At 35.7% G+C, this 19092-nt stretch carries 17 protein-coding genes; 8 read left to right on the forward strand and 9 right to left on the reverse strand.

Annotated features, from left to right (window positions below; genetic code table 11):
• Positions 1-8: 8 nt before the first annotated feature.
• From ACMHJ2_RS01090 to ACMHJ2_RS01100, 3 genes are all read right to left on the reverse strand, one after another.
• Complete coding sequence (locus ACMHJ2_RS01090; RefSeq protein WP_413511115.1) at positions 9-3419, reverse strand: hypothetical protein; 3411 nt, start codon at positions 3417-3419, stop codon at positions 9-11.
• Between the two features lie 414 nt (positions 3420-3833).
• Positions 3834-5084, reverse strand: a complete 1251-nt coding sequence (locus ACMHJ2_RS01095; protein WP_413511116.1) for an aspartate kinase — start codon at positions 5082-5084, stop codon at positions 3834-3836.
• 6 nt (positions 5085-5090) lie between these two features.
• Positions 5091-5561 (reverse strand): N-acetyltransferase family protein, encoded by a 471-nt coding sequence (locus ACMHJ2_RS01100; protein WP_413511117.1) that lies wholly within the window; start codon positions 5559-5561, stop codon positions 5091-5093.
• Positions 5562-5654: 93 nt separating this feature from the next.
• Between ACMHJ2_RS01100 and fbp the strand changes: the two genes are divergently transcribed.
• The gene (gene fbp, locus ACMHJ2_RS01105) at positions 5655-6665 is read left to right on the forward strand and encodes a class 1 fructose-bisphosphatase (protein WP_413511118.1); all 1011 of its coding nucleotides are present in this window, start codon (positions 5655-5657) and stop codon (positions 6663-6665) included.
• 49 nt (positions 6666-6714) lie between these two features.
• Here the strand turns inward: fbp and ACMHJ2_RS01110 are convergent, their stop codons facing one another.
• Positions 6715-7143, reverse strand: coding sequence for a TerB family tellurite resistance protein (locus ACMHJ2_RS01110; RefSeq protein WP_413511119.1), 429 nt, complete (start codon positions 7141-7143; stop codon positions 6715-6717).
• Positions 7144-7409: 266 nt separating this feature from the next.
• Here ACMHJ2_RS01110 and ACMHJ2_RS01115 point away from each other — a divergent pair, with 266 nt between their 5' ends.
• Both ACMHJ2_RS01115 and ACMHJ2_RS01120 read left to right on the forward strand, forming a co-directional pair.
• On the forward strand, positions 7410-7838 hold the full coding sequence (locus ACMHJ2_RS01115; protein WP_413511120.1) for a deoxycytidylate deaminase: 429 nt from the start codon (positions 7410-7412) through the stop codon (positions 7836-7838).
• A 10-nt stretch (positions 7839-7848) separates the two neighbouring features.
• The gene (locus ACMHJ2_RS01120) at positions 7849-9420 is read left to right on the forward strand and encodes a S41 family peptidase (protein ID WP_413511121.1); all 1572 of its coding nucleotides are present in this window, start codon (positions 7849-7851) and stop codon (positions 9418-9420) included.
• A gap of 384 nt (positions 9421-9804) precedes the next feature.
• On the opposite strand, the gene ACMHJ2_RS01125 is transcribed toward ACMHJ2_RS01120, so the two are convergent.
• On the reverse strand, positions 9805-10158 hold the full coding sequence (locus tag ACMHJ2_RS01125; protein ID WP_413511122.1) for a four helix bundle protein: 354 nt from the start codon (positions 10156-10158) through the stop codon (positions 9805-9807).
• A gap of 313 nt (positions 10159-10471) precedes the next feature.
• Positions 10472-12538, reverse strand: coding sequence for a M13 family metallopeptidase (locus ACMHJ2_RS01130; RefSeq protein WP_413511123.1), 2067 nt, complete (start codon positions 12536-12538; stop codon positions 10472-10474).
• Between the two features lie 251 nt (positions 12539-12789).
• On the opposite strand from ACMHJ2_RS01130, the gene ACMHJ2_RS01135 reads away from it, so the two are divergent.
• The 4 genes from ACMHJ2_RS01135 to ACMHJ2_RS01150 all read left to right on the forward strand — a co-directional run bounded on the left by ACMHJ2_RS01135 (position 12790) and on the right by ACMHJ2_RS01150 (position 16197).
• On the forward strand, positions 12790-13500 hold the full coding sequence (locus ACMHJ2_RS01135; protein ID WP_413511124.1) for an SCO family protein: 711 nt from the start codon (positions 12790-12792) through the stop codon (positions 13498-13500).
• A gap of 189 nt (positions 13501-13689) precedes the next feature.
• Entirely contained in the window at positions 13690-13923 is a 234-nt protein-coding gene (locus ACMHJ2_RS01140) for a FeoA family protein (protein WP_413511125.1), read from the forward strand.
• 24 nt (positions 13924-13947) lie between these two features.
• Positions 13948-16056 (forward strand): ferrous iron transport protein B, encoded by a 2109-nt coding sequence (gene feoB / locus ACMHJ2_RS01145; RefSeq protein WP_413511126.1) that lies wholly within the window; start codon positions 13948-13950, stop codon positions 16054-16056.
• Positions 16057-16062: 6 nt separating this feature from the next.
• Complete coding sequence (locus ACMHJ2_RS01150; protein ID WP_413511127.1) at positions 16063-16197, forward strand: FeoB-associated Cys-rich membrane protein; 135 nt, start codon at positions 16063-16065, stop codon at positions 16195-16197.
• 117 nt (positions 16198-16314) lie between these two features.
• Here ACMHJ2_RS01150 and ACMHJ2_RS01155 read toward each other — a convergent pair whose 3' ends face one another.
• The 3 genes from ACMHJ2_RS01155 to ACMHJ2_RS01165 form a co-directional block, all read right to left on the reverse strand.
• Positions 16315-17259, reverse strand: coding sequence for a carbohydrate kinase family protein (locus tag ACMHJ2_RS01155; protein ID WP_413511128.1), 945 nt, complete (start codon positions 17257-17259; stop codon positions 16315-16317).
• 192 nt (positions 17260-17451) lie between these two features.
• Positions 17452-17856 (reverse strand): type II toxin-antitoxin system HicB family antitoxin, encoded by a 405-nt coding sequence (locus ACMHJ2_RS01160; RefSeq protein WP_413511129.1) that lies wholly within the window; start codon positions 17854-17856, stop codon positions 17452-17454.
• Positions 17857-17914: 58 nt separating this feature from the next.
• Positions 17915-18100, reverse strand: a complete 186-nt coding sequence (locus ACMHJ2_RS01165; protein WP_413511130.1) for a type II toxin-antitoxin system HicA family toxin — start codon at positions 18098-18100, stop codon at positions 17915-17917.
• A gap of 429 nt (positions 18101-18529) precedes the next feature.
• Here ACMHJ2_RS01165 and ACMHJ2_RS01170 point away from each other — a divergent pair, with 429 nt between their 5' ends.
• A complete protein-coding gene (locus ACMHJ2_RS01170) occupies positions 18530-18706 on the forward strand; it encodes a hypothetical protein (protein ID WP_413511131.1) in 177 nt (58 codons plus the stop codon).
• Positions 18707-19092 lie beyond the last annotated feature (386 nt).

The following is a 19092-nucleotide window of genomic DNA, read 5'->3' on the forward strand; positions in this document are numbered from 1 at the left end:
TACCGTTGTTAAAAGAAAGCCCTTAATTGCACACTTCCGGTGTGAATAGTTGCTGTCGATTCGTTGCTTCGTCCTTGGTAATTTAGGCTGAGGTCTAAATAATGCGTTAGGTTTTTCTGGAACATTAAGCGCCAAGTTGTGTTTCTTCCAGGTTGTAAGCCTTCCAACATTTGATACCCAATAGGGGAAAAAGAATTTCCAGTAAAGGTATTCTGAAAAAAGGATAATTCGCCATTCATGGTGAATAATTTTACCTGATTAACCGTAAACGATGCGCCCAGACGATGTTGTTTTAAGTTTTCAAAATCAGCGGTTTGATTTCTTTTTTCTTGAAAAGTATAGAAGAGGTCTACTTGTGCTTGGGATGAAAATAAATAAGACAACTTTGTTTCAACACCTTGTACCTGCAAACGATAATTTTTACTGGTATACGAAGGCGATATCATCTCTTGTTTGGTCGTTTTACCCAAAAGATCAACCAACCAAGTTTTGCGAATTAGATGGTTATACCCCAATTGATGCGTTTGAATCGTGTTTTCTGTCGACCCAAAGGACAACAAGTTTTTGCTCTTTGATTGGGTGTACATATATAGTACACTATGGCGTTTTTTACCGCGATTGTAATAGAGATAATTGTTGAAGTTCTCCATCAGTCCAACCATTTGTTCTTCATCAGAAGCAAAGGGATGTAGTTTAATTTGATTCCTAGTTTTAAGATCTTTGCGATCAATACTATAAGAAGTTTGATTATAGAAAAATGCCAAAACCCTCTTGATTCCCGTTTCATTTTGCCAAAGAGCAGCTGGATTTAAAGTGATGGTTTGCGTTAGTTTATTTTGATTTGTAGGTAGAAAAACTTGACTCGGTAAGTACAAGCGCACATATTTGCCTAAATCGGGATAGGGGGCAAGTTCAAATTCTTCCAATTCTTGAATTCCATTGCCATTGTAGTCGATCCACATATATTGGCCTCGACCAGGTTCAACTTCTAAATACGTAAATTCCTGTTGTGCAATGGTTCCTGAACTAATTTCATATAGGGTATGAGATTGAATAAAACCTTTAAAAAACTGATCGCGATAGGTCAAGATACTATTGATGGTATTTGCCGTAGGTTTGTTTGGTTCTACATGACGGACAGATCTGTAATTGGTATAGATATTTAAATCTCTCGTTTCGGAGCGAATCAACTGGGATTTAATGTAAAAGGTATGCGCCTTAGAAAAAGGACTTAGTGTGTTGTTTTGAAGACTATCATTGAGTCGAAATTGATACCCCAATTCTATGTTTTGCCCCAAGGAGTCCCCTCTGCCCACAAATAAGTCCAAAGAGGAATACCGGTGACTTAAAGGGTTCAAAAGTTTGGTTTCTGCACTAGTTTCTTTGTTTTGTTCAAATGAAACTTTCGATCCTACATAGTTTTTGCTCCAACTGTACTTCGCTTGGGTATGACTTTGAATAAACGTAGTTTCTTGGGTCAAACCATCGGCTTGCATAAAGCTATTTTGCGTTTGGATGAACCAGGGTTTAGCTTGCCATTTCCCTTGTAAATTTTGACGACTCCCTTTGTAATCCGAACCAAAATTGAGCTGTTCAAATAAATACGTAAGATTGGCTTTGGATGGAATACTAAACTCTAAACCGCCAGTGAGTAAACTTTGATTGCCTGTTGCGTATTGTAAATTCCAATCGCGATCAAATTCGATGGAAAATAAGTTCTCAAGGGAATGAAAGTTCTTGTGAATAAATTGAATATCCGTAAGCAAATTCAATTGCGCCTGTTCATGGGTCCATAAGCGTTGCTTGCCTTTTAAGGCAGTAGCCCAACCTCTGTTTTCGGCTTGATCAATAGGTGAAAATAAGTTGGCATCGTGATTGCTAAAGGCAACTTCAATGTCAATCGCTGTTTTGTCTGAAGGATTATAGGCTGCATTAAGTGTCGCGATGGTATTTTTTATAGGCGCGATAAGCTTAACCATAGGCGCATAATTTCCTTGTGGAATCCCATTTACGGGTACAACATACTCATAAATACGACCGATGGATTGTGTACTTTTCAGGACGTAATCCCCTTGATTGTTCCCTATAGCGGTAAAGGTAACCTGATACAACTCTGCTTCAGGATTGGTTGAAAAGACGAAATACAGTTGTCCTTCAGGTGTTTGTTCTTTGGTATAAAGTACTTTATTTTCAGAATAGCTATCTCTATACGCAGAGGGGGCAATCATACGTGCCGGATCATTACCCGCTTGTTTGAGGATTTCAATTTGTTCTTCCGTCAGATTCTGTTGTAAAGATTGATTCTTTAAATCCGTTTCTGTAAAAACACTTAAACCCAATTGCCAGGTTTTGTTTTCGTGTTGAATATTGCCATAGCCGACAAAGCGAGTGTAATTGCGATCTGTATATTGATATTCAACAGCAATACGCATATCCGAAGTAATAGGATAACGGGTGGTAAATCGCAATTCTCCCGAATTGTAATCAATCACATAGTCGTTTTCTTCCCCTCTTTTTAGCAATAAACCGTTGATGTATACCTTCTCTGAACCTGAAACAATCAAGATATACAATTCGCCATTACCCCCCTTTAATTTATAAGGTCCTTGGTTGCCTTCTTGACCATTAAAGGTACTGCGGGTATATTGTCCCCGAGCCAAAGCCGCCGCAACTTCAACGGTTGTTTTGCTATCGTCATTATCAAAGACAAAACGCGTAGATAACCCTTGTACTTTTTTATTGAAATTCAAAAAGCGTCTCGCACGATTTTCTAGGAAGATATCTCCTGCTCGAATTGACCAATCGTCTGCAAATAATTCAATAAAAATTTGATCAAATTCATTGATTTTTTGAGAGTATCCCCCATATTGTAAGGGTAAGTTATTATCTTGAATCGATGCGCGAATTTTAACGCGATCAGATAAGTTACCTGTAAGTTGTAAATCTAAATTAGATGAGGTTACTGCACTTTGATTCGACCCCATAGTCAACCCTCTTGATAAACTTCCCATGGTATTTAGTCCTTCAAAAGGAACAAAGGTAGGGGTGTTTTTCGCTTGATGTTGATAGGTAAAACTACCCGCCTCATTGGGAACAATACGCGTCGTATCATAATAACTAATGGGTGCAGTCAAAAAAGAAGGGAGCTCTAAATAATAAACCGTTAAGGGAAAAGCAAGGTCTTCTTGTTGAAGCGTGAGGCGATTTGCACTAAAATCAACCCGATAAGCTGTAGGGGGAACAACCGCCTGTTGGGCATCTACAATTTCAAGATAACTATTGTTTAAAGGAGTAGGGGGCAATTGCAACTGTGGTTGGTTAACCTCCCAAAGTACATTTTTATACAGCGAATTTCGCTCTTGTGCATACGTACAAGAATACCAAAATAGAACAAAAAATAAAAAGCGCTGTAGGTTCATGTAACTATAAACTCCAAAAAACCAAAAGTAGTGTATTTAACCCAAAATTAACGAAAATAAGCCCAATGAAATTTGTAACCCATAAGTGATTGATGTGAATGTAAATGTGATTTTAGGACTATACTTTATTATTTCTAGTTTGATTTGAAAATGAAGTTAAGTTTCTACTAATAAGTGCAATAGATGATTTGTGGTTAATTGTGAATTATAGCTTGTTCGACAAGAGTTTGAATCAAGTACTGTATTTCTTTTGAAAAACCCCCTTTTTTGCGAAGGTGTATCACATTTGACCCAAACATAATTCAAAGCATAATTTAATAGAGGAGGTTAATCTCTTTGATCTTAACTATTGACGAAGTTGGCAAGAAAAAGTTAAGAATAGAAAAATAGCTTCAAGAGATTGAGGCTATTTTTCTATTCTTTCATTACCATTTGCATGGTTTCTCTGTTTACCTGTTTTAACAGCAGAGTTTTATCCGTTAGAATGCGATCAGCGGAAGCTTCATCGAAATGACGGATAGTGTATAGTGAAACATTTTCATTATAGCTCACCCGATAGTGTGCATTGAGTTTTTGTCGTAATTCTTCAAAGTGATTGAACTTATCCTCTACACAAACAGAAAAACTAATCGCTGAGTTTTGGATGACATTTACTTTGATGTTGTATTCGCCAAATAGCTTGAAAATATCACTGATATTTTGCTCCATGATAAAAGAAAAATCTTTGGATGATAGCGAAATCAACAATTGATTTTTCTTAACGATAAAACACGGAATGGCCGGTTTTAAATGCGCTCCTTTAGAAACAGAAGTACCACCTAACGTCGGGTTGATAAAGGATTTTACATATAAGGGAATTTCCTTTTGACGCAACGGTTGTAAGGTTTTAGGGTGAATAACGGAAGCACCATAAAAAGCTAATTCAATAGCTTCTTGATAAGAAATTTGCTCTAATAAGGTGGTTTCTTCAAAATAGCGAGGATCTGCATTGAGTACGCCAGGTACATCTTTCCAAATGGTAACGCTCTCGGCATTCAATGCATAGGCAAATATGGCCGCCGAATAATCCGAGCCTTCTCTACCTAGGGTAGTCGAAAAGCCATTGTAATCTGAACCAATAAAACCTTGGGTGATATAGAGTTCTTTTTTGTCTATGGTTTGCGTAATAGCAGCACATGTCAGGTCCCATTGAACATTAGCATCGCGATAGGTTAGGTCCGTTTTGATTAAATTTCTAGCGTCGATCCACGTATTTCCAATACCACAAAGTTGTAGGTAGTGATGTAAGATAACCGTAGAAAGCAACTCGCCATAACTTACAATCTGATCATATACAAAGTTGTAATTGGGTGATTTATTATGCGCTAAAAAAGAAGTTAAGGATTCAAACTGTTCCTCTAATGCCTGGTAAACGTCATGATTACCTGGAAATAAGTCATTCAAAATAGCCAGGTGATACGCTTTGACTAAATCCACAGATTTATCTAAATCGAATGGATATTGAAAATAATTGTCAACCACTACTTCAAGTGCATTGGTTGTTTTACCCATGGCTGAAGCAATTAGTAAACAATCGGCATAACCAACGGTACGCAAAACTTCACCTACATTTTTTACATTTTCTGCATCTTTAACAGAAGCACCTCCAAATTTATATACTTTCATGTGTCACTACTTATTGATAAATGCGTGAATGCCTTGTTCATCCATCTGTACGGTATACCAATCCTCAAGAACAGTAGCTCCTGATTTTTTATAGAAGTCAATGGCTGGTTCGTTCCAGTTTAAAACGACCCATTCTACACGTCTTATATTCTCTGATTTAGCAATTTGAATTACATTTTTATACAAAGCCATTCCTGCACCTGTGCCTCTTGCCTTTTCAGTTACAATAAGGTCTTCGAGGTGAATGGTTTTTCCTTTCCAAGTCGAATATCGATTATAGAAAAGCGCCATACCAACGATTTCGTTTTGGTGTTCTGCCACCAATACACGAAAGAGCGGATGGGGCCCAAAACCATCTCGTATAAGATCATCTGCTGTGATAACAACAGCCTCAGGTTCTTTTTCAAAAGTAGCTAGTTCCTGAATTAAATTTAGTACAGCTGGCATATCAGCTGAAGTAGCTGTTCTAACATTCATGTCTTTTGTTGGATTTCTGGTTAATAACTTCGTTTGAATGACAAAATTAACGATATTTGCACAGCAAATACACAACTAAAGAATCATTTTTCCATGACAACAAAAAGAAATCAAACACTAGGGGAGTTTATTATTGATAAACAGGAGCATTTTAGGTACTCATCTGGAGAGCTTTCTCGTTTAATCAATTCCTTACGACTTGCTGCTAAGGTAGTTAGTCATCAAGTAAACCAAGCGGGTTTAGTTGATATTGTAGGAGCCTTCGGTACTGAAAATGTACAAGGGGAGCAACAACAAAAACTAGATGTTTACGCAAATGAAATTTTTATCAATACGTTGGTAAACCGCGAAATTGTATGTGGAATTGCTTCTGAAGAGGAGGATGATTTTATTGCAATTCACGGTAAAAAAGGAGATAATGATAGCAAATATGTTGTGTTGATTGATCCATTAGATGGATCTTCCAATATCGATGTAAACGTTTCTGTAGGAACGATTTTCTCTATTTATCGCCGTGTGACTCCGACTGGAACACCAGTTCAATTGGAAGATTTCTTGCAAAAAGGAGAAAATCAAGTAGCCGCAGGTTATATTGTATATGGATCTTCTACGATGTTGGTTTATACAACGGGTGCGGGAGTAAATGGTTTTACCTTGAATCCTGCAATTGGAACGTTCTATTTGTCTCATCCAGAGATGAAGATTAAAGAAGACGGATCTATTTATTCGATTAATGAAGGAAATTACATTCAATTTCCACAAGGAGTTAAAGATTATTTGAAATATTGTCAAGAAGAGGAAGGAAATAGACCTTATTCTGCAAGATATATCGGAAGTTTAGTTTCTGATATTCACAGAAATATCTTGAAAGGAGGAATTTATATCTATCCAACAAGTACAAAAGCACCGAAAGGGAAATTGAGGTTGTTGTATGAATGTAATCCAATTGCATTTATTATGGAACAAGCAGGTGGAAAGGCATCAGATGGTTATGGCCGCATCATGGAAGTTGAACCAACTGCGTTACATCAACGTGTTCCGTTTTTCTGTGGAAGTAAAAAGATGGTAGAAAAAGCAGAAGAATTTATGGCTTTACACTCGTAACTAAATATAAATATAAAAGGGGCTTTACATGCATGTAAAACCCCTTTTTTTATCGTTTTAATTGTTGAATTTCTGCAATAAATGTATCAATATCAACGCCTAATACCAAAAGAGATAAAGACTTGTCAACGAGTAAGTTGATATCACCTGTAAACCCTAAGGCAACGGTGAATTTGCGCAAGATGTCTTTCTGTTTGGGGCCTAAAACGTGATTGACATATACCATACGTGCCAAATCATATAAACGCTCAATGCGGTTAATCTCTAAATACGGAGGATTTACCGGATAATTTTCTGGATGGGCCATGATTTTGTCATAATCTTCTGCTGAGATATCTAACTTATCTGCTAATTCATTTAAGAACTTAAGTTCTTCTTCACTGATATCTCCATTTGCTAGGGCAACACGAACAATAGAGGCAAAATGCCCTTTGTTTCGCTCCTTAAAGCCACTGTCATATAAATCTAAATAAGCCATATTGAGTTCTTTTTTTGTTGTTACTTGTTTTAGGTGATTATTAAAAGGAATGTACAAAAAATCTTGAAATAAATACGTTTTTTATACCAAAAAATATTAAGTGATAGAATAGAATTTTAGAAGGCTAAATAAGTAGAAGACGAGAGATTTCTGTATGTAGATAAGAATTCTACTTCAATTCCATTAATATTTCAAAAGAGTATAGATAGGGAAGTGAAACTTATGCGTATTTTTGTCGTATATTAAGAGTTATAAAATAGAGGTTTATGTCAAATCTTAAAGTAACTAAGTACGATAAAGCCTATTTGCGTATTGCGCGAGAATGGGGGCAATTATCGTACTGTAAGCGCAAGAAAGTTGGAGCAATCATCGTTAAAGATCGAATGATTATTTCCGATGGATATAATGGAACGCCAACAGGATTCGACAACTGTTGCGAAGATGAACAGAATCAAACGCACTGGTATGTCTTGCATGCCGAAGCGAATGCAATATTAAAAGTTGCCAGCTCAACCCAAAGTTGTCAGGATGCAACTTTGTATATCACCATGTCTCCTTGTAGGGATTGTAGTAAATTAATTCATCAAGCAGGCATTAATCGCGTTGTTTTTTTAGAGGGATATAAAGATATGGAAGGTATTGAGTTTCTAAAAAAAGCAGGGGTTGAGGTGGTGCATATGGTTGATTTAGATTAATAGGTTGTATATGAGAAAGTTTTTTTGGCCACTTATTGTTGCAATATCCTTATCTCTTGGGATTCTTTTAGGTGGTTTTCTTGTATCTGCCTCTCAACGGTCACCGGGTAATTTATTTACCAATCACAACAAGTTGAAACTAAATCGATTACTTGATTTTATTGAGCAGGAATATGTCGATCAAGTGGATACAGATTCTATTGTTGATCACACAGTAGCTACGATTTTAGAACAACTAGACCCTCATTCTGTTTATATCGGAAAAGATTTGATGAAAGAAGTGACCGAATCGATGCAAGGAAGTTTCGTGGGTATTGGCGTTCAGTACTATTTATACCAAGATTCTTTAGCTATTATAAAACCAGTAGATGGTGGACCTTCCATGCAAGCAGGATTACTAGCAGGAGATCGCATTCTAAAAGCAAATAACAAGCTGTTGTATGGAAAGGGAATCACTTCGGATACCGTTTCTGCTGTATTAAAAGGAGAAAGTGGTACCTCGATCCAGTTGCAAATATTCCGAAAAACAACCAAAGAAAAGAAAAATATTGTTGTAAAAAGAGAGCCAATTCCAATCAAAAGTGTGGATATTGCTATTAAACTCGACAATCAATATGGCTACATAAAAATCAATCGATTTTCAAGTACAACTTATGAAGAGTTTCAAGCTGGGCTACTTCAATTACTCAAAGAAGATATAGCTGGACTTATTGTTGATTTACGCGATAATAGTGGTGGATATATGGATCAGTCCAGTAAGATATTAAATGATCTTTTAGTAACCAATCAGACCATCGTAAAAACCATCAATCGCGGTGGACAAGAAAAAGTAACAAAAGCGAAGAGTACAAATCTATTTACCACACAACCGCTGTATATTTTAGTGAATGAAAATAGTGCTTCTGCGAGTGAGATTATTGCGGGTGCGATTCAAGATAACGATAGAGGACGTATTGTAGGACGCCGTACCTTCGGAAAAGGTTTAGTACAACGCGAATTAATGTTAGGCGATGGATCAGCTATCCGATTGACCACGGCAAGGTATTATACCCCTTCGGGGCGTTCAATTCAAAAAAATTACAAGAACGGTATTGAAGATTATAACAATGATTTTCGCTCCCGATATGAACATGGAGAGCTATATGCTGCTGATAGTATTAAAATTGCCGATAGTTTACAATTTAGAACCTTAAAAGGTAGAATCGTTTATGGAGGTGGAGGAATTGTACCTGATTTATTTGTGCCAATAGCTAAAAAACACGGAGAAGAAGCGATTGTGATGATGATGAAATCGGGAATGGTTAGCTATTATGTTTTTCAGGAGATTGATAAAAATCGCCAAAAATACAGGGCAATGAATACGGAGGAATTGATTGCTTACTTGAAAAAAGATCAAACAGAATTTAATTCTTTTAAACGTTATTTAGAAAGCAATAAGTTGTTTTTTAAATTAGATAGACACAAAGACTTAGTTGTCCATTATTTAATTGCAGAATATTTAAATCAATTGCGTGATCAAGAGGCCTATTTTGCCTGGTTATTGAGGATTGATCCGATGATTTTGAAGATTGATGAGAGTTAGGGGAAATGAGTTATGAGTTATGAGAAATGGGTTATGGGGGAGTTTTGTCATTTGTAACTCGTTTTTCTTTTAGACAGAATAGGTAAAGTTATAGAGAATTTACACTTCACTCATTTCCCATCACTCATCATTTTGTAAAGGTTATGAGAAATGGGTTAGGGGTGAGTTTTGTCATTTGTAACTCGTTTTTCTTTTAGATAGAATAGGTAAAGTATATAGAGAATTTACACTTTACTCATTTCCCATCACTCATCATTTTGTAAAGGTTATCAGTTATGAGAAATGGGTTATGGGTGAGTTTTGTCATTTTTAACCCATTTTTCTTTTAGACAGAAAAGGTAAAGTATATAGAGAATTTACACTTCACTCATTTCCCATCAGCCATCACATTTTCAACTTAAGTGATTTAATTAAACCTAAAAGCATTTTTCTTATACTTATAAGCATATCAAGAAAACAATCTTCTATTCTACAAAATCCTAAATCGCAAGCTATCATCAATTGGGTTTCTAATTCGGAAAGACTTCCTAATGAAATATAAAGAAATCGTATTAATTCTTTAGTTCCCTCTCTTCCAAATCCTTCGGCAATATTGGATGGAATTGATACAGCACTCCTACGTATCTGATTTGTTAATCCATACAATTCATCTTTGGGAAATAAATTTGTTTGTTTATAAATTTCAGAAACAAACAGTCTACTCATTTTCCAGACTTCTAAATCTTTGTGCGTTCTCATAAAATACATTTCTATGAGCAATACAAATTTTACACCATTAATGGTGAGGGGTGCATGTTATGGGGGAATTTTTCACTTTTAACCCATTTTTCTTTTCTATGGAGAATTTACACTTCACTCATTTCCCATCACTCATCATTTTGTAAAGGTTATCAGTTATGAGAAATGGGTTATGGGGGAGTTTTGTCATTTTTAACCCGTTTTTCTTTTAGACAGAAAAGGTAAAGTATATAGAGAATTTACACTTCACTCATTTCCCATCACCCATCACCAAAAAAAAAGGGTATTTCGAAGAAATACCCTTTTTTTTTTATTACCAGATTTTTACTCTATTTTCAGGTTTGATATAAAGTTTGTTTGTTTCTTTAATATCAAATGCTTCATAGAAAGCATCAACATTTTGTAAAGGAACATACGCTCTATAATGTCCTGGAGCATGTGGATCTGTTTTTACTTGGTTTTTAATAGCCTCATCACGTGCTTTTGTTCTCCAAATAGTTCCCCATGAGATAAAGAATCTTTGCTCTGGTGTATACCCATCGATTAGACCTGGATCACCATTTTCTTTTAAGTAGATTTTTAATCCATCATAAGCAGCATTCACACCACCTAAATCGCCGATATTTTCACCTAAAGTAAATTTACCATCAACGAAAACACTTGGTAACGGCTCTAATGCACTATATTGGTCTGCTAATTTATTGCCTAGAACAGTAAAGCGTTCTAAATCTGCATCAGTCCACCAGTTGTTTAAGTTACCATTTTTGTCATAACGAGCTCCTGAGTCATCAAAACTATGAGAAATCTCATGTCCGATAACCGCACCAATTCCACCGTAGTTAATTGCTTCATCTGCTTTATAATCGTAGAATGGAGGTTGTAAAATAGCTGCTGGAAATACAATCTCATTGTATAATGGATTGAAATAAGCATTTACTGTTTGTGGAGACATACCCCAACGTGATTTATCAACCGGTTTACCGTAATCTTCTCTGTTTTTAGCTACTTCCCATTTCGAAGCATTTCTCATGTTTTCAAAATAGTTTCCTTTGTTTGCAGGAGAGGTAATAGCCATTTTAGAATAATCCTCCCATTTATCAGGGTAACCAATTTTAACTGTAGTTGTAGCTAATTTCTCTAAAGCTCCTTTTTTAGTCTCTTCAGCCATCCAAGGTAAGGCTTTGATACGCTCACCAAATGCAGTTAATACATTTTTAATCATTGCCTGTGCTTTTGCTTTTGCTTCAGCAGGGAATTTTTTAGCAACGTATAATTGACCTAAAGCTTCTCCAATTGTATTATTTACAACCGCAAGCGCACGCTCTTCAGCAGGTCTTTGTTCTTTTGCTCCTTCTAATGTTTTAGAATAGAACTCCCAGTTTGCTGTTTCCATATCCGTAGATAAAGTACTAGCATATCCATTAACTAAAGTCCATTTTAAATACGCTTTTACATCAGCAATATTAGCTGTAGTTAAAATTTGATTTAAGGCTTTGATGTATTTAGGTTGAGAAAGAACTACTTTATCGATGTTTTTTAATCCTGTAGCCTCAAAATAAGCGGTCCAATCAACAACAGGTGCTAATTTTTGTAATTCAGCAATTGTCATTGGGTTGTAAGTCAAACGACTATCTCTTTGTTCAACTCTTGTCAAACGCGGTTCTGCCATTTTTGTTTCAATTGTTAAAACGCGTTTTGAATCTGCATTAGCTTCATCTTTTGATTCCCCCGCCATCTCTAACATACGAGCAACGTGTGCTACATATTGCGTACGTTTTTCTTTCATATCTGCATCCTGAAGGATGTAGTAATCGCGATCAGGTAATCCCAAAGATCCTGTACTCAAATAAATCGTATTTGCATTTGAGTTTTTAGCATCTGCATATACGTAGTTAGAATAAAATCCTAAGCCACCTTCGTCTGCTAAATCATTGATTAATTTAGTTACATCTGTAGGAGATTGAATTGCATTGATACGCTCTAAATACAGTTTTAGAGGTTCAATACCCACTTTATTACGTGTTGCTGTATCTAAATAAGATTCAAATAAAGCCACTGCTTTTGCTTGATCTGATTTAGCATCTAGGTTATGAGATTCAGCAGCTTCTTTTAAAATAGCCAATGCATCTTTATCCGTATTTTGTCTCAATTCATCAAAACTTCCCCAACGGGTTCTATCATTTGGTATTTCCGTGTTATCATACCAGGTACCATTTACAAAACGGAAAAAGTCATCTCCAGGATTAACACTTAGATCCATGTATTCTAAGTTAATTCCATGATTTTCTTGATCTACTACTTCTTCTGCTTTTTTGCCGTCTTTACAAGCAACTAATGAAGCTAGAGCCAGACCAGAGGTTAATAATACTCTTTTTTTCATTTTATTTAAATATTTATTTTTTTCTAGTTTAAACAAAAATAGAAAATATCTTTTGAGTAATTTTCATTTAAGTGGATAAATTGAAATTTTAAGCATGAATGGTTATTTTTTACTGGGTTTACTTTTTTTTAAGTCTATACTATAAGTACCTTTTTTCTTAATAAACAGCCCTTTTTAACGCATGGTTTTTAAGCTAGCTTTAACGTATTTATGGGTTGGAATTTGTAAGTTTGTATCAAACTCAAATAATCATGTTTCAATTTTTTAAACGATATAGATATTTCTTTCTATTTTTCTTTTTAATGTCTTGTGGAATTATGTTTTTGTTTTACAATGCCTTAAAATACAGAAAAAGCTTGCCTGTTTACACCCCTTCTATGGTTAATCCAGAAATGGTGGATAGTTTAATTCAACACGAGGCAAATAAGCAGAAACACCGCATAGCTCCTTTTGTGTTTATCAATCAAAATGGAGATACAATTACCAATAAGGACTATGAAGGACATATTTATGTAGCGGATTTCTTTTTTACTACCTGTCCAACCATTTGCCCAATTATGGGAGATAATATGGAGTGGCTACAAGATAAAATCAAAACCCTACCTGGGGTAAAGTTATTATCCCATACCGTCACCCCCGATATTGATAGCGTACCTGTACTAAAGGAATATGCTTTAAAAAGGGGCGTTGATGATTCGATTTGGAATTTGGTAACCGGTGATAAAAGAGCTATTTACTACATCGCTAGAAACTCTTATTTAGCGGTAAAAACGGGTTCACCAGAAGAAATGTACGATATGGTTCACACTGAAAACTTTATTTTGGTGGATGGTGAAGGGCGAATTCGCGGCTTTTACGATGGAACCAATCTGAATACCAAAGACCCAGAGAGTAAAAACATGGAAGAACTTTGGGAGGACATTCAGTGGTTGTATCAACATGAAAAAGAAACTAAAAAATAAGCGATAGAAACAGGGTGTCTCAAAAGGTCATCCTGTTTTGTTTTTAAGTCTATTTCAAGAGTGAAAGCCTTGTTGATTAAGAAGATTCAAGCGACTGACTTAGTAGTATTTGGACTAATTAATACTGAAATTGTGCACTAAGTCTTTTTTTATTGTTTACTTTTGCAATATGAATTAAATCTAAATAAAGTGAATACAACGTTAGACTTATTGAAAAAAAATGACAAGGGAGTAATAGCTGATTTTGATATGCATAAGGTTCCTTTAAAGTTATTAGAAATGGGATGCTTACCAGGTAACCAGGTAGAGCTTTTAGAAATTGCTCCTCTAGGTGATCCGATATACTTTTGTATTAATGATACACATTTGTCCATCCGCAAGGAGTTAGCTCGAGAAATTGTGGTTAATCTAGAAAGTAAGTAGAAGTAAGACTAGTAGAACGAAGTGATGAAAAAAGAAATTAAAGTTGCCCTGATAGGTAATCCTAACGTAGGAAAAACCTCTGTATTCAATGCCTTAACGGGTTTAAATCATAAGATTGGAAATTATCCCGGTATTACAGTCGATAAAAAATCAGGAACAATAAAATTAGATGATACGGTATCTGCGACCATCATTGATTTACCAGGAACGTATAGTATTAATGCGAGTTCAGAGGATGAACGCATTGTATTAGACTTGTTGTTTGATGCAACGAATGAAGACTATCCAGATGTTGCCATCGTTGTTGCGGAAATTGAAAATTTAAAGCGAAATTTACTTTTATTCACTCAAGTAAAAGAATTGGGTTTTCCAACTGTGCTTGCTATCAATATGGCAGATCACATGGAAGAAAAAGGGATTAGCATACAAATCGCAGAATTAGAAAAAAAATTAAATACTAAGATTGTTTTACTGAGTGCCAAGAAAAAGCTAGGTATTCAAGAATTAAAACAAGCGGTATTAAACTATAAAAATTATTCGATAGAGCCATGTCTTAATGCTACGGATGTAGATCCAGCGTTTTTCGGCAAATTGGCCTTAACTTTCTCCAATCTTTCTGTCTTCCAATTGTGGATGATTTATTCACAAGATATTAGCATTGGCCATATCGGCAAGAAAGATATTGAGGCAAAAGGCATTCATTTATCGGATAATGAAATTAAGAAGCTTCAACATAAAAAAACAATCAAGCGCTATCAGTTCATCAATGATGTACTTAAAGAAACCTATCAGCGTGATACGAATAAAGCCACAGATGTCCGTACAAAAGTAGACCGTATTTTAACGCATAAGGTGTATGGGTATTTGATTTTCTTCGGAATTATGACTTTGGTGTTCCAAGCGATTTTTGAATGGTCGAGTATTCCAATGGATTGGATTGATGAGCAATTTTCCAATTTAGGTTCATGGGTACACGAAACGATGGAGCCAGGTAAATTGACGGATTTAATTGCAGATGGAATTATACCTGGAATAGGGGGGGTAATGCCTTTTATTCCGCAGATTGCGATTCTATTTATGTTTATTTCTATTTTGGAAGAAACGGGATATATGAGTCGCGTGGTTTTTTTGATGGATAAATTAATGCGTCCCTTTGGACTAAGTGGAAAATCAGTTGTGCCTTTAATTTCTGGAAATGCCTGTGCGATTCCTGCAATTATGTCTGCGCGTAACATCGAAAACCCCAAAGAGCGATTGATTACTATTTTAGTAACGCCTTTTACGACCTGTTCAGCTCGTATTCCCGTATATATTATCATTATTGCCTTGGTTATTCCTGAAACGCGTTTATTTGGTTTCTTGAGTTTACAAGGGTTGACCTTAACTTTGTTTTATTTCATTGGATTTTTAGCTGCGCTACTTTCCTCTTGGGCCTTGAGCAAGTACATCAAGAGTGAGCGCAAATCGTATTTTGTAATTGAAATGCCTAATTACCGCACGCCAATTATCAAAAACGTAATGGCTAATATGTATGAAAAAACGAAAGCTTTCGTTGTAGGAGCAGGGAAGATCATCTTTGTGTTGTCAATTATAATTTGGTTTTTAGGTGCTCATGGTCCTGGAGATAAATTTGAAAATGCAGAAGAACACGTAGCAACAGCCTATCAAGATAAAGAAGTATCAGAAGATGAATTAAGCGAATATGTGGCCAGTTATCGATTAGAGAATTCGTATATCGGTATTTTAGGAAAATCGATTGAACCGGTAATTAAGCCTTTGGGTTATGACTGGAAAGTAGGTATTGCCGTATTGTCTTCTTTTGTAGGGCGTGAAATCTTTGTTGGAGTTTTAGGAACCATTTACAATGTAGGATCTGGAGATGAAAATGATGAGGATGGACGTATCAAACAAAAAATGGCAGCTGAGATTTGGCCCGATACAGGTGAAAAAGTCTTTACGCTAGCCAGTGGAGTTTCCTTGATGTTTTTCTATGCGTTTGCGATGCAGTGTACCGCTACGGTGGCAATTGTAAGAAGAGAAACTAAATCGTGGAAATGGACGATTTACCAATTGGTATTTATGACCGTTTTGGCTTATGTGGCGGCCTTTATAGCCTATCAACTACTTAAATAAAAACAGATGGATTACCAAGAAATTATCGTTTATGTCTTGTTGATTTTAGCCATTGGTTATTTTGTAAAAAAGAGCTTTGGTAAAAAAAGCAACAAAAAGGGAGGAGGCTCTTGCGGGAGCGGTAACTGTGGATGTTCCTAACAACAAGCAGCAGTAAATAAGTATAGAATATAAATACTATAGAGAACAGCAATAGACTTTGGTTTATTGCTGTTTTTATTTTGACACCCAGCTCTTCACTCATCACCCTTTCACGCTTCACCCATTTCCACTCTGAACAACAATTTCCTTATCCTCAAAAATACAAGTCTGATAAAAGTACAAAAAGTCATCAAAAGAATATTCCGGGCAGGCACCTGCTTGAGAAGTGATAAACGCACCTAAGGCGGCGCCTTTTTTTACTTGATGTTCAGGAGATCCACCTTTTAATTTTTCAGCTAAGAAACCCGCTAAAAATGCATCCCCGCTTCCAACGGTATCTTTAATAACAATTTCAACAGCAGGAAAGTGGAGGCACGTATTTTCAAAAAAGTAAACACCACCTTTATCCCCTCTAGAAACGATGATTTCATCTAATTCAAACGTTTTTTTTAGAAATTGAAGTGATTTTAAGTCTGTTGTATAAATGTGCTTTAAATGGTCTAAAATGAGGTGTAACTCTGTTTCATTCATTTTTGCCAGATTGGCTTTGTGTAGAAGCTCAATAATGAAATCCATATCGTAATGAGGTGCGCGAATATTGACATCAAAAACAGCATATTTAGCAGCTTCTAGGAGTTGTAAAAGCGTTGCTTTGGATTGTGCATTTCTACAAGCTAAAGAACCAAAAACAAAAGCATCTGCTTGAGCGACTAAATCAAAATCAGAAGAAGTAAAGAGGATAAAATCCCAAGCACTAGGTTCTTTAAATGTGTATTGCGCTTCATTGTGTTCATCAAAGGAAGCAAAAACAACACCTGTTTCATGGTAACTATCCGTTTGACATTGTAAGGTATCAATCGGGATGCTCTCCATGTATTTGAGAATTTCTTTTCCTTCTTTATCTTGACCAACCCTTGTGATGAGTTTGGCCTCAATAGCAAATTTGTTGAGGTTATACGCAACATTAAGCGGGGCACCGCCAATTCGACGATACGTAGGGAAGATATCCCACAAGACCTCACCAAAACAAACAACTAAAGGTTTTCTTTCTTTGCTAGACATACGCTGTACATTTCTTCATTCAATCGGATACCTAAGTTACAATTAAAAAGAGAAGACATTAGCAAAGAGGATGTAGTTTTTTTGAATTAGATTTTCGATGTGTATTTCTTTTTTCTTACTTCATCTTTAAAAATCTCACAAAGAACAAACCGCGCAAATAATAAATAGGTATCTCAGTATAACGAAGCACTATCAGGTAAAATGATACTCTTTTAATTCGTCTGCCAATTTGTGTAAACCTTCTTTTATTTGGGAGGCTTTTTTCTCAGAGAGTTCTACTTTATGTGTTGATAACCTACGCAAGAGGCTGCTATTAATTCCTAAGTATTTGGCTAATTGTGTTTTGTTAAATAAGGAATAATAGTCAAAGAAGGTGTTTAGATCCAAATAGTAATGAAGGTCTATGTTTTTTAGCTCTTCCGCTTCTTTATATTTGTTTTGTTCTTGTAAAAACTCTAATTGTAGTGCTATTACTTCTTTGAAGTTTTCTTTTACTTCGTCGATAGTTTCTCCTGCCGTGACCATGCCAGGTAATTCATCTGCATAAGCGCTGTAGCCAGTAGCTGTTTTTTCTAAGATTAACTTTACTTCCATCATAGTAGCTTTTTAATGATTAGGGAAATTTACCATATGAATGAAATCTCTCAATAAGCGTTTATTTTAAACTAGCTTGTTTTAAGATTGACTGTTCTGTTCCTTTTTTTAATTCCGTATTAGGATGTCTTGGAAGTATGACAGTTCCTTCTTTTAGGGCATGTCTATAGAGAGAATGATTGGCTCCTTCTCTATGTAAATACCATCCATCTTTTTTAAGAATGCGAAGTATTTCTGAAACTTTCATCAATAGGATTGAGTTAAAAGAAGCAGTAAATAAATCACAACAAAGGTAAGTAACATATTTGTTACTTTTTTAGTTCAATTATTTTTTTAATTTCTTTTCAAAGCATGGACACAAACACAAGTCACACAAGGAGTGAGAAAAGAAATTAGTATTGCTTAGGGGCGTACCATTTTTAAAATAACTAGAAGTGAAGGAGTATTGTTTGCGCTGCATACGCTTTAGGTTTAAGATTGGTGTAAAATCAGTTTACATAGAGATATAATCCATGGAGCATAAACAGGAAAGATAAAGCGAAACTAGGTTTGTTGGATAGGATATTGGGTGGAACGCAAGTGTTTTATTTGTTGGTTGAAAGAGATTCTGGCTTTTGCTTTACTTTCTTTATGAAATTTTGGACACGAGATGAGGTGAATAAATAGAAGTGGAGATTTGACATATCCTATTTTGATGAAGTCATCGAGAAGTAGGAGTGTTGTAATGGCATTCTACTGTCCTAACGCTTTGAAGGGAATTAACCTTCGACTTATGAACCGATTAGTTCAATTGGAAGATTGGGATGTCGAAGAAATTAATGCAGATTACTCACTTTCTAAAGCGTTCCGTTAAAAATTGGATCAAGTACAAAAGTTTGGGATTGTTCAAAACATCCTCTTTTTTTGGATTCACTTTTCCAGGTCGTATGTCATCTCGACGAAGGAGAGGTCGCATCTTATACATCCATACTGCAAATAACATAGCTGAATAATCGATGCGATGCTTCACTGTAAACAGTATGATATACGCCGTGTTGATATTAGTGTAAAGTTGGTTTGGGTAATCAAAAACTACTTTCTTTTTTAAGGGGTAAAAAAGAAACAAAAACCCCTTTGACTGACCCAAATAAGGGTCAATTTAAGTCTCAAGACTGAGAACAAAAGAACTCGCTACGCTCAAACACCTTTTGTTCTTGTTGTCTTTTCGACTAATTGACGCTCCTTATTTGACTAACGTCC

It is taken from the genome of Myroides odoratus, from assembly GCF_965118575.1.
Classification (GTDB): Bacteria; Bacteroidota; Bacteroidia; order Flavobacteriales; family Flavobacteriaceae; genus Flavobacterium; species Flavobacterium odoratum_B.